The organism is Terrirhizobium terrae, assembly GCF_030323265.1.
Taxonomy (GTDB): domain Bacteria; phylum Pseudomonadota; class Alphaproteobacteria; order Rhizobiales; family Rhizobiaceae; genus Neorhizobium.
On the sequence record NZ_CP104991.1, the window covers coordinates 676882 to 690800 of the forward strand.

The window sequence follows — 13919 nt, forward strand, 5'->3', positions numbered from 1 at the left end:
ATTGAAGAGGCCAGAACGCCATGGAAAATAGGCTATCCGACGTCCACATGATCGCCAATGAAATGATCCGTCGAGGCGAGATTGGCCTCGGCAATGTCGACGCAGAAGCTCCCAAAGTAGTGCGCGTCGAACGTCACGTAGCTTCGCGTAATGCAGTAACCATGCCTTCAGCCGTGCCATTCGGCCTCGATGAAGAAATTCGCAAGCTGAACCTGCAACTGGAGACCATCAAGCGCTCCGTGGAATTTACCGAGGCCCAGGTGGCGGTCAATCGCGCTGGAACGGCCCGCTCGCAAGACCACGTCGAGGCAAAATCATCTCGTCGGAAAAGCTGGAGCGGAGTTTTGTTAGTCGGCGCAAATCTCATCCTTGCAGGGCTGTTGTTCGCTGAGATGTACGATGGCCTCGTCAGCAGCATCAGCCGCGATCTCTATTTGGAAGTCTATTCGCTGATCGGAACCTCTTGAGGACTGCTTGCCGTGTAAGAACCGACAGCTAGGCAAGAGCGTTTTTTTGCATGTTTTGTATCTGCAATTCGGCTTTTGGGTACGTTTGGCCCAAGTGATGGCTTGGGACTTATGTGTCTGCGAATGAAAGGTCTTGCTAGATCTTATGAGTGTTCCATGAATGGAGCAGTGCTGCGTTACTACTTTGCTCTCGAGAAAAACCACGCGATCGAGCTTGATGCCGAAGGCATCGAACTCAAATCAATTGGTCATGCACGAAAATACGCACTGCTAGTTCTAAGCGAGGTTTTGCGGTCTCTGCTCGGCTCCTGGTTCCTGCGGACGAAAACAGGTGTGGCTTGCCGTTAACCCACCATGTCGCGAACTCGACCAACCCTGACTGCGTAATCGTCGAGTCTTCTAGTCCTTCAGGCCCGGGGTCTGGTAACGGCCCTGAAATGCCGGCGGACCGAGAGGCGAGACACTGTCGCGAAACTCGGCGGGGCGTGATCGTCAGAAGTAAAAGATCTGTTGTTTCATTGCTCATGGCCGCTATAGATCCGGTGCATAGTCTCTGCGGCGGCTTTCTCGACAGGTATCTCGAAGAAAATGTCCGGGTTGTTCGCCAAAGCCCGACACGTCCGCTCGATCAAGTCGTCTCTCTCTGGGCCAGCGAGATGGTAACGCGCGGCGTACCGGCTCAGCAGCGTTCTGAGTATGCGCATGTCGCTCGTGGAAAGACCCCGGCTCCTCCTATCCATATTTTCCTCAGCTGGCGGACTACGCAAGGCGGCTGATATCATCGAGGCTGCGATCATCTGATCCTTCTGTAAACATTTCCCGGCGCAGCTGAGCGCTTACCGCTGGATCGCGTGTTCGGTCCTGTCCCGAGGTGAACAGTATCGACGACCCCACGTTCATCAAGTCGGTCTCCCGAGTATCGCGGACGCGCTTCAACGGCCGACAAAAGGGAAAGGACCCCGTAAGCCTTGCAGGCGATGACAGCCTCTACCGTCGCGTGGCTCAGCCCTAACCTGTTATCCATGCGTCCTTATTTATTGTGTCTCGTTGTCGGGCCTGGAACCCCCGATAGACACCCATATGGGCTCGGTGTCTGAAACGGTCGGATCATAAAAGTGGAGCAAGACGCAGTATTCTTTCCGGAAAAATTTCGGAAATGACTGGAGGCCGCGAAAGAAGCGGTCAACTGGTCGTCCTCCGTCTAGGTGACCACGAGCTCTCCGGGTAGGCACGATCGCTTGGCGAGGCTACGACGAAGCCGAGCGTCAACACCCTGTGGGACGCACGGCATCTTTCACAATGTCCTTGGAGACTTTTCTGCTCTCGAAATCTCTTTGGCAACGCGTACATGCGTCGGAAGCTGCCGCATTCTTCGGCAGCCGCTAGCCAGCCATCATGTTTGATCATCTGCTGACACATAGTTGGATCGTAGGTCGCGTCACTGTTCCAATGGAGCTGTAGTGAATATCAGATTAACGATTCAGTAACGCGTGAGTTATTCGCGGAACCGATGCTGTGGCATCGAGTCGGATACTCGGCGCGATGCGGTCATGCAGGAAATGAGTCGAAGTTGCGTTTCAGGGCGGCATCTCGCCGTGTCTTACCCCATTAGAAGGATGTGGAAGTCTTTGGCGAACGATTGCGGCGGGCTCTACGGCGCAGTGGTGATGGCTATTGAGGCGGTCCAGCTACTTTCCGAGGTAGAGTGCGGGCTTTCCGAAAAAAGGCATTAACGGTTGGCAGGGTCATGACAGATGGCGGCGCGCAAGCCGTTTTGCTGGATGAATTCGCATGGCGGTGATCGGGCTAGCGCATTTGCCCAACTCGTCTGGAGCACCTAAGCAGCCCTTCGATTGGTAGGTCGACCAATTAAACGTCAGCTGTGCCTAGAGAGTGAGTCGACGCATCGTCAGCCCTTTGGCCGACTGTTGCTGGCCTTCCCGAACGCGCCCGTGTTCGCAAAAATCGAGCTTGCGGCGACGGCGAGAGCCGCCCACGTGAAGGTTCCAAGCAGCGAGATCGTTCCGCCATTATTGAGATAAAGACCAGGCTGGCAATGGCGCCGAGCGATAATTCAAACGTGATAGCTAGAAACGATAGAACAGCGTCACCGTCACGAAAACTGTGGGACTTACCGCGGGTCTCAAAATCCTCGTAAGTCAACTCATCAATCATTACGGTGACCTGTTGCGCCGTCAAGCAGTCTATGACGCCGCCTCCGACGACCAGCGGCAGACCGGTGAGGTACTGAACTAGCAGTCCGGTTGCAGCGAGGTCATGAGGGAGCAAGTTCGTCGTGGGTTTGGCCCGAGTCTGTCTTGCTGGTTAAGACCGCCCGCATCAATGTGATGATAGCGCTGGTTCTTGAAACATCGAGCTGACCAGGCTGAATATCCAGACCCGCGCAGAGACGTACGACATCCTCCTGCTGGTCGACCCTCACCATACGCCACTCCGGAAACACCCGTTCTTCGGCTGCAGCAAACTCAATCAACCGGACGCGTTTGTGGCGCAAGTCTTTGCAGATCCGCTCGAATGTGGCTTCGAGAGCGGGCAACGGGCCTTCAAGCGCCTGGATGAATACACCATCGGACGCAATGATTGCCCCTGTCAGGTTATCGCGCAAGTTGGAGCGCTCTGCTGCTTCCACTATTTCGGCGATTTTCCTGTCAGCAGCGCCAGCAAAATCCGAGAATGCGTACTCGCTGCGGTACAGAAGTCGGTAAAGCGGCATCGTTCCGTCCTCAGGCCACGGCTTTTTCGGTTGCAGTGAATAACGCTCGGATTGCCGTCTGTTCCAACGGTCGACTGATGAGATATCCTTGGATCTGGTCGCACCCCTCTATCACAGTAAAGGCGCGCTGTTCCATGGTTTCGACCCCTTCCGCTGTTACGGTCATTCGCAGTTTTCCGGCCAACGAAGTGATTGCCTGCACGATAGCCACCGCGTCAGGATTATCTGGCAATTGCCGCACGAATGACTGATCGATCTTGATCTTGGTAAACGGGAAACGTTGAAGGTATCTGAGCGACGAATAGCCGGTTCCGAAATCATCCATGGAGATGCGGATGCCCATTTTCCTCAAGCTTTGCAGGGTCCGATAGGTTGTATCCTCGTCCTGCATCAGTGCGCTTTCAGTAATCTCAAGCTCAAGGCGTGTGGCCGGCAATCCTGTCTCTTGCAGGATATGCGCGACGGTCGACGCGATATTGCTGTCGCGAAGCTGGACTGGCGAAAGGTTGACCGCTACTGAGAGTTGGCGCGGCCAACCCATGGCTTCCTCGCAGGCTGTCCGCAGCACCCATTCTCCGAGCGCGCCTATCAGACCAATCTCCTCAGCCAGCGGTATGAAGTCGGCGGGCGAGACCATGCCGCGGGTCGGATGTCTCCAGCGAACGAGTGCTTCTGCACCCTGGTACCTGCCGGATTTTGGATCGACTTGCGGCTGGTAGTGTACCGCAAACTCTTCTCGCGTCAGTGCACGTCGCAGATCGAGCTCAATCAACCTTCGTGCTTTGGCACGATCGCTCATCCCCGCCTCGAACTTCCGTGACGTCGCGCCGCCATCCTGCTTAGCGGCATATAGAGCAAGGTCAGCATGACGGTAAAGCGTGCCTGGTTCGTGCCCATCCCGCCGTGCGGTAGCGACACCAATACTTCCAGCAACCTCGATAACAGACGCCTCGATCAAAAATGGCCGGCCCAAGAGTTCGATGATTGTTCCCGCGATCATTTCGGCTCGGCTCTCGTCATGCACGATGACAGCGAATTCGTCGCCGCCGAGCCGGGCAACGATGTCCGCGGCGTCCACTGTAGCGCAAATGCGAGATGCTACTCGCTTGAGGAGCTCGTCCCCGACCAAATGCCCTAGCGTATCATTTACGGATTTGAAGCGGTCGAGATCGAGCAGCAAGAGAGCGAATGATTTTCCATCGGAATCAGCCAGTTTCATGGTGACTTCAAGCAACTGATTGAAGTGAACTCTATTCGAGAGGCCGGTCAATGCGTCGGAATAGGCCAGAGTGTGTAGCTTGCGCTCGGTCGTCAACCGCTCGCTTTGATCGCGGACAGCCACGATTGTTTGATGTCGAGAACCAAGAGCCACGGTTTTGCGCAGGACGCGGACTGGGACAAGCTTGCCGTCAGCACGAAGTAGCTCGGCGTCAATTTCTTCCTGTTCGGCAATCTCTGAGATCGCCAAGTTTGGCAGGACGGAAGAGATCTGAACGCCGGCGAGCCTGTCTTTGGCGTATCCTGAAAGGGAAGCTAAGCTGTTGTTCATCGCCTGGACGGTGTCGTTTTCGCAAATCAGCAAACCCTCCACTGCCATGTCAGCAAGCTGCTTCAACCGAAGCTCGTCGCTCCGAAGTCGAACGCGGGCAGCCAAGCTGAAGCGCAGGCCGTGGACTGCCAGTACCAACAGTCCTGCGCCCACTGAAGCGACAATAGGGGCAATGACGTCCGGCGAAAGGGTTGAGGGGGAAGGTCGATGCTTGGATCGAACTGCAGCTGCAGCGCGGTCATCCCGGTGAAATGAAGAATGGCAATACCGATGACTAGAGACGGAGCTGCGAGGTGCCTTAGACCGCGACGTCTCTCACCTGCGAAGACCATCGCCCCGCAAATGAGAGGCATTGACAGCAAGATTGAGAGAGCCACAAGGCTGTCGTTCCAACCAGTTTGCCCGGTGACAAGGTATGCTGACTGGCCGAGGTGATGCAAAAGCGTGATGCTGAGGCCAAGTATGAAACCCGAGATCAGGCGGCGTGAACGGTGGCGGGTGCTGATTGCAGTGCCGACAGCTGTTCCGATCCCGACAATCGTCAGTATCAGTGATGCAGCCGTCATCACCGGATCAAAGCCGCTTAGCATTCCCGGCCGAAACGCAAGCAGAGCGATCATATGTGTCGCCCAAGCGGTGCTACCAGCAGCGACGATTGCGACGACTGACCACCATGTCCGGGTGCAACCGTCCAGCCGACCCGCGTGCTGCGCGACAGAAAACGAAGCATAGACGCCAATGCTGCAGACCAGCGCTGCAATCAGGAGCAGAATCCGGTCGTGGCCTTCGCTGATACAGCTATAGATCGCGTTCATGGCAGTTCTCCTTGCAGGAGTATGCCTACCAGCGATACCCTAACGATCGATGCAGTATAGGCACGATATCTTGCTGCCTACTAACGTAGTAAATCAATATACAACGTATGGAAGGCTGTGGAAGTTTTGCGCTGCCGCGTGCGACAGATTTACCGACCTTCCGCCTCGCAATCATCGTCGCCGACGCGTTGGACATCTGGCTCGGTTCTAAGAGTGACAAAGCGATCACTTCGAAAACCTTCGTGCCGAGCCGAGCGCTCCGGCGCTGGTGATCACTGGCGGGTGGCCGGCTCCTTCGGCACGGTGACATAGACCGGTGCGGCACCGCTGGCGCTGATCTACCAGCACCAGAAAAGCAGCACCGACGCGGCACGCTGGCGCTCAATATCGCGGTCGGCTGCGCCTTCTCGCTTACGATGCTGTTTCTCTTCGACAGTATCGGGACCGAGGATATGGTTCAGGCATCCGCGCTGGTGCCCGAGTCAATGATCGGACTTATCTGCTCCTCCTTGATCGCGAAGAGAGGCAGTGATCAGATCCTGCGCCCCCTGCTGCTCGGTATCTCGCGATCGCTGCGGTCTTCGCCCTGTTTCGAACGATAGTCTTGGCATGAAAGTGTGATTGCCCGCCATGAACTTCCAGTTGGGTACAGGACAATCGACGAGGTACAACACCAGATCTCGACGCACGGAAGAGAGCTTCAACATACATCCGACGCACCAGGTAAACGGCTGAGGTTTCGGTTCGTATCCCTTTCAAGAGCAATGCAAGACTGGTTTGAGTCCGCGGGGTGACCGATGCATGTCGACACCTTGTCGAGTGGCCAATCTCCTTCAGGAACAGAGCTCACGCTGTGGCGCTAAACGCATGCCAGGCGGCACTGCGTGGCGAAATCGAAGCAGAGACTGCACAGGTTTTGTTCGAAGCATTCGCGCAGAAACATGATCTCGTAGCGGTCGAGACGCCGGCGGGTGTGGTTGCTCGGTCGCGCAGCGACAAAGATCCACAGGTCGAATGAGGGTGGAATTATGGACGCAGAGATAGTCCACCAACTGGCCGACAGAGCCCATGCCGTGCGGCCTGTGGTTTTGATGCAGGCCTGCGACTTGAACAGCCTAGCGATGTGAAAGAAACCTCAGCATTGTCTGTCTATAACAAGCGGACTATATTGGCCGCTTGGGCGTCCGACCTCTACGCTTCAGATTGGTGCCCGGCCCTTCGACAGTCGCCAGGGGATCCAGTACCGGTGTCGATTGATGATGTGCAGGCAGCATTGGTCGACCTCTACCGGCGGCATCACTCTTGAAGGGTGGCCGGCGTGGAGGATTGTTGCGCCGGATTCTTGAGCGTCGGTGTTCCGTGTCAAGTTTCCATGTCAAGTGACCTGGGCTTTGTTGCGTTCGGGTGGAAAACCAGATAAGCGGCGCAAAAAATGAAAAACGCGCCGCAAGGCCGGCAAAGCAAGAGCATCATTGCCGCCACGCCGATTGTGCCCCGGTCAAAACGCGCGTATCGCTACCCACTGGCCCCGCCAGCACCACGGCGAGCGGCAGTGCCGGAAACGCTGGCATAGCTCGCTAGAATTTTGAACCTGATTTAGGGGCTCCAGCGTACTGTCGGAGCCCTATTAATATCGTTCTGGCGAAGGACAGAGGTATTGTTCGCCTATGATTTCTTCCGGATGGTGGTGTAAATGATGTTCCTGTTGTGACCGTACCACACCGAGGTGTTCACTGTATCGGCCGTCTCGCTGGAGTGGGCTATCCGCCACATATCTGCTTCGGATCTCTGCAAAAGCTCCCAGTTCATGTAGGATTCCATATAGCCGTCGTCGGCCATCTCGTCTGAGAAGTTCGCGAACAAGAAGGTTCCGCCGGGCTTTAACATTTCCAAGCAAACCTGCGTCAGCCGGATCGCTACTTTGTCGCTAAGGTAGTCGTAGAGGCCGGCTGCGTAGATTAGATCGAATGACCCTATCTGATGCTTTCTGGCAAGAAGCCCACGAACTGAGCCGTCCATGGGCTCGATACAAGTGTTTCTGAATTGTGTGGCAATCGTGTCGATGCTAACAGGATCCTGATCTAGGGCGACCCACCGCTTGAGGCGATTTTCAGCCAGGGCATCAGATGTCTCTGCCTCACGAAGATGACCGGCAGCAATCGCTAGGATTTCCGTATCGAAGCCTACCCGCCTAGCCGTGTCATCAACGAATTTGGCAAGGATATCGCGCCTTTCCCTTACCGCGACCGGACCTGGGGCATTGATGGTGTACTCGTAGATGTCTCGGCCAAGGGGTGTGGTTTTCGCAACATCCTCAGCTATTGCTGGGTGCTGATAGATGAAATCGATAAGGGTGGCGTCGCCGGAGTAGCCCCGAGGTTTCTCGAATGACCAATTGGTAAAGGGGCACTGCCGCAGAACCTCGGCAGAAGAGTGCGATCTAATGATCGGTGCAAGTTTCTGCCATACGGCTGCGCCGTACTTCAGGCGGACGTCATGGAGTTGGGTAATAAGCCACTTTACTGCATCTGCACGGTCATGGGTGGATGATAACCGTTGCATGGCAACGTTGATGATGATCGCAAACTCAGCGGCTGCAGTCTGCACTAAGTCGTAGACCTGCGCCTCTGTGTAAGTAACAAGGTGATTGCTGACAGATTGCGGAGTGATCAAGCTTTGGCCGTCGAGAGAAAAAGCGGGCTTTGCCACGTGAACCTCTAAAGTTAATGAAGATCAAAATTATTCGCTAAAATCGTCAGCATTTGTGCCGACGCGAAGCATCCGAAAGTTGCACGATTTCATTAAGGCCGATGTAACATTCAGAGAATATTAGCGAAGTTGGAACAATTCCGTGCGGTTACGCCTCTGCGTCGCCGATGTTAATTGAAGCGAAGTACACGCAAGGCTATCCACCTTCAGCTAGCGGTCCGCATCGAGTGACTGCGCCAGATGTTGGGTGACAGGGCATGATGCACGTGTTGGCCGAAAACGCAGCTATGAATCCCAGTTCGAAATATTCGACACAAGAGCTGCGAGCCTTATTCGATCTGAATAGCGAGAGCGAACGCAAGAGTGCTACGCGAAGGGGGCTCTGGATCGCTGTTGGCGCGTACCTTGCTTACTCGCTTACGGACTATCTCTTCATCGCCGATGTCGCCCAAAGCACGGTTCTTGGGCGATTCATTGTCGGTCTTAGCGCGCTGGGCGTCTTGGAATTTTTGCTCCGTCGCAAAGCGATAGCAAACACAATCGATGTGGCTTCGGCGATCTCTGTGTCAACAGGCTACCTGGTGTGGCTGGTTATGGCGCAGATGACCGAGGATCGGGCGGCATTGTCGTACTACATGGTTTTTGGCGCGATCTTCATGATGAGCGTCAATCTCTTTTTCCGGTTTCGATCCCCCGTGGCGATAGCATCGTCCGCAGCGAATATGATCATCTTCATAGGCGCTCTATGTGTTTTCGAGCCAATGCCTCTCACTCATAAGCTGATATTGGGTGCATTCTGTATCTCGTGTTTCATTTTCACTGCGTACGTAAATCTTGAACTCAATAAAGAGCGGTACAAGGTTTTTCTCAACGCGCTCGAGGCAAGCCTACAGCAAGCAGCGGCCGGCGAGAGAGGCAAGGCCCTGTTGCATCTCTCGAACACCGACTCCCTTACCGGGCTGGAGAACCGTCGAGCTATCGATCAACGTCTACGTGACTACTGGCAGCGCTGGCACGACGATCGCGCATCATTTGCAGTCCTACTCATCGATGTTGACTACTTCAAACACTACAATGATTGCTACGGGCATCAGCTAGGCGACCAATGCCTTGTTACGATATCCGAACAACTCCAACAGACGGCCTCGTCTCATGGAGCAGTTATTGGGCGCTACGGCGGTGAAGAATTCATCGTTATCAAATCGTCATCCAGCCCTGACGACGTGAAGGAGCTTGCGGAAGCGATACGTCGGGGAGTTGTAGAGATGGCTCTGCCGCACCAGCATAGGCGAGATGGAACCCCGATAATTACTGTCAGCGTCGGCGTCTCGTGTACCCGAAATGAAATCAGGCAGGTCGACAAGGTTGTTCACGAAGCTGATCGGGCGCTTTATGCGGCAAAAGCCGGCGGTCGCAATATTGTCGCGGTCTTCGACGCCACGGATCCAAATTACAGCATTGACCGTGAAGATGTTGCTGCAACCCTCAAAATTGCACTCGATCAAAAGCTAGTCTCGCTCGTCTATCAGCCAATCCGCAACATGCAGACTGGCATGCTTGATAGTGCGGAGGCATTAATGCGCTTGAAGATGCTTGATGGAACGCCGGTCGGACCTGATGTCTTCATTCCAGTCGCGGAAAGGACGGGCGCGATCGTTGCGCTCGGACGTTGGGCTATACGGACGACGTGCTGTGATCTGTTGGCAACGGATCTGGTTCGTGTTGCGAGCGTCAATGTATCTCCAATCGAGTTAAAAATGCCTGGGTTCGCAGACTACGTCGCCGCCACATTGGCGGAATTCGCGATAGATGGCGAGAGGCTCGCATTCGAGATTACCGAAGGTGTAGAGCTCGAAATCGATCAAGACCTTGTCCGATGCATCAGCGATCTGCGAAAGTTGGGCATCCAGGTCTGGCTAGATGATTTTGGGACAGGCTTCGCGGGGTTGTCCTGGTTGCGCCTGATAGATTTCGATACGGTAAAGATCGATCGTTCCTTCCTGCACGACTCTCATACGGATAGAGGCAGGAGAATGCTCCTCGATATCATCAACCTCCTGAGAAATCGTGGAGTAAGAATTCTGGTGGAAGGTGTAGAGACGGTCGAGCATCAAAGACTGATGCTACAGTACGGCATTCATCATCTTCAAGGCTATCACATTGCGCGACCTGCGCCGGCGGATCAATTCGCAACCAATAACGTGCTGCCATTTCTACCGTCAAAAAACAGCGTAGGTTGATTGGACGCGCCTTGAGCCGTGTCTAATACAGGAGTGCCTTGAGACCGGCCGCCTCTATTTTTCGATAGGTGTCGAGCGCAATGTAGATAGCACTCTTCATTTTGAAGCGGTGCGTGCTGGGGGAGTGCGAAATGCCGTCTTGGGACGATACTGCCGTCAGCCGCATGACAGCTTTGACTGCCCGCGAATTGCGGAAGGTTTGGAATTCCGTCTCAACAATGGCGTGTTCGGCGGAGGCTGGCAGGTCATTACGGTTTTGCAGGAGTAGGAGCCTGGAGCGAAAGCGGCTGATCTTTGCCGCGAGCATGGGATATCCGAGGCGACCAGGCGCTGGAGATGAGAACGCCAAGCTGAAGACATTGCTCGCCGGCAATGCAGGGATTATCGCCGTAGCCGGCTCCAACGCTACGCAATGTGGAGGCTTCGCGTTTCAGCCGGTCGCTTCCACTCCGCCATTTGGCTGATGAAAAACCGCCAAGGCTTTGACCGTAGCCGGTCGAAACTTCAACGGCTGGTCACCTTTTTGTGGGAATCGTGGGTGATTTCGACCAGGCAGAGCAAGTGCCTGATTCTCTTTCGTTCGGTTTGATGATCGTACCTGGGGCAAGCGCAACGGCTGGTGTCGCGTATCTGGTCGTAAGCAGTCGCGCCGCGACTTTTCTTAAAGAAAGCTGATCGTCGACCCTACACCAACATGATGGAGTTTTATCGATGACTGATACCGGAAAAACGCGTCGAAAATCTCTTGCCCTTTGCGCTGCAACACCTGCAGCCCCTTCGATCGTTGGAAGCGCTGTCGCTTAGAAAGCCGCGGTGGTTCCCGAAGCATCGATTAGTGCAGGTCGATGCGCGATTATGATCCGGCTCATCACGGGGTATCCGCGCGGCCGAGCAACTGATTGGAATCGAATTCGGCGAGGGCGTTGGCGGTAAGGCTGGCAATCCAGTCAGACTTCCCGGTCGTGGAGGAGGTTGACCTTGGATCGCCCTTTCAACTGTCATCGACTACTGCAAGTGCAACGAGTGTCCTGCCCAAAAGCGGCAATTTGCAGTGCCGCCACCACCTAGGGCACTAGTCAGTAACCATGTCTCGGTACAGGCAATAGGTGGCTCCCATCAACGGGAAGGGAGTAATCAAGCGCTAGCTCTAACCGACACGAGACTGATCGCAAATCCTTGCGACCGATTAGGGCGCACCCTTTTTTCTTTAGAGTAATGTATTATGAGTTACTGCTTCATTAGTTGATTCTCATCAGGATGGATGACGTGTTTCCAGACGACGCAATTGAACACCATACGAAGCTACTCTCAGCCCTCGCCAACAGTAAACGCCTCGAGATCATGCGCATTATCTCGGAGCGAGAAGTGGGCGTAGGTGATCTGGCAAAAGAGGTCGGCCTCAGCCAGTCGGCTCTATCGCAACATTTGGCTAGGCTTCGACAAGATAAGCTAGTTGCGACGCGTCGCGACGCTCAGAACGTCTACTATTCGACAAGTCATCCTGGCGTCCGAAAGATTCTGGCGAGCCTGCAGTCGCTCGAACTTAGGGTTGAGGCTCATGACCCTGACGCCACCCGGCCGCGTACTCGTAAGCGCTAATGTGGTTGGTGGGTTGGCGAGGCCTGGGCAATCATGGGTATAACAATGCCAACATATCGCACGATGTCTCCGTCCTGGTCTCGAAATCCGCGGCCAAAGCCTGTGACGAAAACATAGTGTCCCTCTGTGTTCTTGACCCGGTAGCTTTCCTGCTGGGGCCGATCCGCGACGATGCTGTCTCGGATCGTCTTGGCCAGCCGAGATCTATCTTCCGGATGAACACGGTCGAGATAAGCCTCTATTGGTGAGCCTTGCGATGAAACTTTAGGATCTAAACCAAACAGGTCGGCGAGAGCCCGATCAGCGTAAAGAATGTTTTCTGGCACATCCCACGTAAAGAAGCCAACTTCGGGTGGTGCATCGCCCGTTGTGTGGGCCACATATAAAACCTCATCCAAAGTGCGCATTAGCTATCCAAAAACAACATCGATCCTTGAATTTTAGGGATCGCGCATTCAACTTCAAGTGCATCTTCGTTATTCCGCTTCTTTCAACCGGTCAAGGATTTCGGACCGAATGAAAAGCGAGCGTTAGCTTCCCGGCGTTACCATCCTAACACGCAGCCTGTAGGTCAGCAGCTCCGCCAGTAGTGACGGCCTTGATTCGAAGAACGCTGCGCATCGATGTCACTATCGCGCCGGTTTTGGAAACATCTAAAATGCGTCAGTGTTCATCCCCATGGCTGAGGCAGACGGATTGATGAGTGATGTTGGGCTTCGGGTTTTGGAATACGCCTGTAGTGAAGCGTTGAACTGGCCAGACGACGCACCAAAAACCTAAGCTCGCTTTCTCACGGTCATGGTTAACGCGGACATCGATGAGGATGGCTGCGGCATCTGTGATCAATGCCTCGCGACTTGAGTGTGGAACCGCATGAACCGGATTTGCGTTCAATGCCGAGGACAACAACCAGGAGGCTGAAATGGCTACGACATCACGGGGAAGGGCGCAGGATCGCAAGCTGGTCGCGGGCGGTCAGGACCATGAAGTGCAGTACGAAGCCGAGAAGACTGGGGCATCAAAGGACAAGGTCGAGAAGACCGTCGACAACGTCGGTAATAGCCGACACAAGGTCGAAGCGAACCTGAAGAAGTAGTCATCGATGCTCTCTCTTGATCCCGAACCGAAGGTGATCACCTTCGATTGCTATGGCACGCTCGTGCGGTGGCACGAGGTGTTCCTGCACGAGATCGGCGAGGTTTTGGCTGAGCACCAGGACAGTGATGGTGACAAGGTCGCGGCGATCCTCGGCAGCTTCTCCGCCCAGAGCCGTAGGCTGACCGCGGAGCAACCCCATCGCCTCTTCAAGGACATCCTGCGGATCGGCTTCATGGCCGCTTTCCGGGAGCACGGCGTGTCCCCTGGCGCGGATGAAATCGAGCGCTTCGCATATGCACCCTCCAAGATGGATCCACATCCAGATGTGCCAGATGCCCTGCGGCGGCTGCGGGACCGCTACAAGCTCGCAATCTTCACCAATTCCGATGACGACCTCATCGGGCCGACCGCAGCCGGAATCGGCGTGCCGATCGACTTCGTCGCAACGTCGCAACAGGCGCGGGCATACAAGCCATCGCGAGTTCTCTTCGAACACGCCTACCGCGAGATGGACGTGGTGCCGGAGGAAACGGTCCATGTTGCGATGGGCATGTACACCGACATGAAGGCCTGCCACGAACTCCGGTTGCGTGCCATCTGGGTGAACCGACGGGGCGAGACTGGCAACCCGGACTGGCTGCCTTATGCCGAAGTGTCAGACCTGGACGAGGCAGCATCGCTGCTGCTGCCATAGATCTGCACTAGGCA

The 13919-nt window shown here is 55.1% G+C and carries 12 protein-coding genes and 1 pseudogene; 7 read left to right on the forward strand and 6 right to left on the reverse strand.

Translation table 11 applies throughout. The annotated features are described in order from the left end of the window. Positions 1-47: 47 nt before the first annotated feature. Both N7E02_RS07225 and N7E02_RS07230 read left to right on the forward strand, forming a co-directional pair. Positions 48-467, forward strand: coding sequence for a hypothetical protein (locus N7E02_RS07225; protein WP_286578644.1), 420 nt, complete (start codon positions 48-50; stop codon positions 465-467). A gap of 156 nt (positions 468-623) precedes the next feature. Then, positions 624-815 carry a DUF6894 family protein gene (locus N7E02_RS07230; RefSeq protein ID WP_286578645.1) on the forward strand — a complete coding sequence of 64 codons (192 nt, stop codon included), beginning with the start codon at positions 624-626 and terminating at the stop codon, positions 813-815. 1927 nt (positions 816-2742) lie between these two features. Here N7E02_RS07230 and N7E02_RS07235 read toward each other — a convergent pair. The 3 genes from N7E02_RS07235 to N7E02_RS07245 are packed head-to-tail and all read right to left on the reverse strand — an operon-like array spanning position 2743 to position 5565. Continuing rightward, a complete protein-coding gene (locus N7E02_RS07235; RefSeq protein ID WP_286578646.1) occupies positions 2743-3201 on the reverse strand; it encodes a BLUF domain-containing protein in 459 nt (152 codons plus the stop codon). Between the two features lie 10 nt (positions 3202-3211). Beyond that, a complete protein-coding gene (locus N7E02_RS07240; protein WP_286578647.1) occupies positions 3212-4816 on the reverse strand; it encodes a putative bifunctional diguanylate cyclase/phosphodiesterase in 1605 nt (534 codons plus the stop codon). After that, positions 4813-5565 carry an MHYT domain-containing protein gene (locus tag N7E02_RS07245; protein WP_286578648.1) on the reverse strand — a complete coding sequence of 251 codons (753 nt, stop codon included), beginning with the start codon at positions 5563-5565 and terminating at the stop codon, positions 4813-4815. Before N7E02_RS07245 ends, N7E02_RS07240 begins: the two co-directional genes overlap by 4 nt. 781 nt (positions 5566-6346) lie before the next feature. On the opposite strand from N7E02_RS07245, the pseudogene N7E02_RS07250 reads away from it, so the two are divergent. Beyond that, positions 6347-6583 (forward strand): annotated as a pseudogene (locus N7E02_RS07250) (DUF982 domain-containing protein); the annotation flags it as partial. Between the two features lie 647 nt (positions 6584-7230). Here N7E02_RS07250 and N7E02_RS07255 read toward each other — a convergent pair. Continuing rightward, the gene (locus N7E02_RS07255; RefSeq protein WP_286578649.1) at positions 7231-8274 is read right to left on the reverse strand and encodes a class I SAM-dependent methyltransferase; all 1044 of its coding nucleotides are present in this window, start codon (positions 8272-8274) and stop codon (positions 7231-7233) included. Positions 8275-8531: 257 nt separating this feature from the next. On the opposite strand from N7E02_RS07255, the gene N7E02_RS07260 reads away from it, so the two are divergent. Continuing rightward, positions 8532-10514 carry a putative bifunctional diguanylate cyclase/phosphodiesterase gene (locus N7E02_RS07260; RefSeq protein WP_286578650.1) on the forward strand — a complete coding sequence of 661 codons (1983 nt, stop codon included), beginning with the start codon at positions 8532-8534 and terminating at the stop codon, positions 10512-10514. 22 nt (positions 10515-10536) lie between these two features. Here the strand turns inward: N7E02_RS07260 and N7E02_RS30015 are convergent, their stop codons facing one another. Further along, positions 10537-10821, reverse strand: coding sequence for a hypothetical protein (locus tag N7E02_RS30015; protein ID WP_286579108.1), 285 nt, complete (start codon positions 10819-10821; stop codon positions 10537-10539). A gap of 950 nt (positions 10822-11771) precedes the next feature. Here N7E02_RS30015 and N7E02_RS07270 point away from each other — a divergent pair. Further along, complete coding sequence (locus tag N7E02_RS07270; protein WP_286578651.1) at positions 11772-12113, forward strand: ArsR/SmtB family transcription factor; 342 nt, start codon at positions 11772-11774, stop codon at positions 12111-12113. On the opposite strand, the gene N7E02_RS07275 is transcribed toward N7E02_RS07270, so the two are convergent. Then, on the reverse strand, positions 12110-12520 hold the full coding sequence (locus tag N7E02_RS07275; protein ID WP_286578652.1) for a PAS domain-containing protein: 411 nt from the start codon (positions 12518-12520) through the stop codon (positions 12110-12112). The genes N7E02_RS07270 and N7E02_RS07275 overlap by 4 nt on opposite strands. Before the next feature lie 515 nt (positions 12521-13035). Here N7E02_RS07275 and N7E02_RS07280 point away from each other — a divergent pair. Continuing rightward, positions 13036-13209 (forward strand): DUF3606 domain-containing protein, encoded by a 174-nt coding sequence (locus tag N7E02_RS07280; protein ID WP_286578653.1) that lies wholly within the window; start codon positions 13036-13038, stop codon positions 13207-13209. A 6-nt stretch (positions 13210-13215) separates the two neighbouring features. Continuing rightward, a complete protein-coding gene (locus N7E02_RS07285; RefSeq protein ID WP_286578654.1) occupies positions 13216-13905 on the forward strand; it encodes an HAD-IA family hydrolase in 690 nt (229 codons plus the stop codon). Positions 13906-13919: the final 14 nt, after the last annotated feature.

What these genes read in the sequence shown, in the direction of transcription:
- N7E02_RS07285 (WP_286578654.1), top strand. Translation starts at nt 13,216, where the DNA reads ATGCTCTCTCTTGATCCCGAACCGAAGGTGATCACCTTCGATTGCTAT.
- N7E02_RS07260 (WP_286578650.1), top strand. Translation starts at nt 8,532, where the DNA reads ATGATGCACGTGTTGGCCGAAAACGCAGCTATGAATCCCAGTTCGAAA.
- N7E02_RS07235 (WP_286578646.1), bottom strand. Translation starts at nt 3,201, where the DNA reads ATGCCGCTTTACCGACTTCTGTACCGCAGCGAGTACGCATTCTCGGAT.
- N7E02_RS07280 (WP_286578653.1), top strand. Translation starts at nt 13,036, where the DNA reads ATGGCTACGACATCACGGGGAAGGGCGCAGGATCGCAAGCTGGTCGCG.
- N7E02_RS07225 (WP_286578644.1), top strand. Translation starts at nt 48, where the DNA reads ATGATCGCCAATGAAATGATCCGTCGAGGCGAGATTGGCCTCGGCAAT.
- N7E02_RS07275 (WP_286578652.1), bottom strand. Translation starts at nt 12,520, where the DNA reads ATGCGCACTTTGGATGAGGTTTTATATGTGGCCCACACAACGGGCGAT.
- N7E02_RS30015 (WP_286579108.1), bottom strand. Translation starts at nt 10,821, where the DNA reads ATGCTCGCGGCAAAGATCAGCCGCTTTCGCTCCAGGCTCCTACTCCTG.
- N7E02_RS07270 (WP_286578651.1), top strand. Translation starts at nt 11,772, where the DNA reads ATGGATGACGTGTTTCCAGACGACGCAATTGAACACCATACGAAGCTA.
- N7E02_RS07245 (WP_286578648.1), bottom strand. Translation starts at nt 5,565, where the DNA reads ATGAACGCGATCTATAGCTGTATCAGCGAAGGCCACGACCGGATTCTG.
- N7E02_RS07230 (WP_286578645.1), top strand. Translation starts at nt 624, where the DNA reads ATGAATGGAGCAGTGCTGCGTTACTACTTTGCTCTCGAGAAAAACCAC.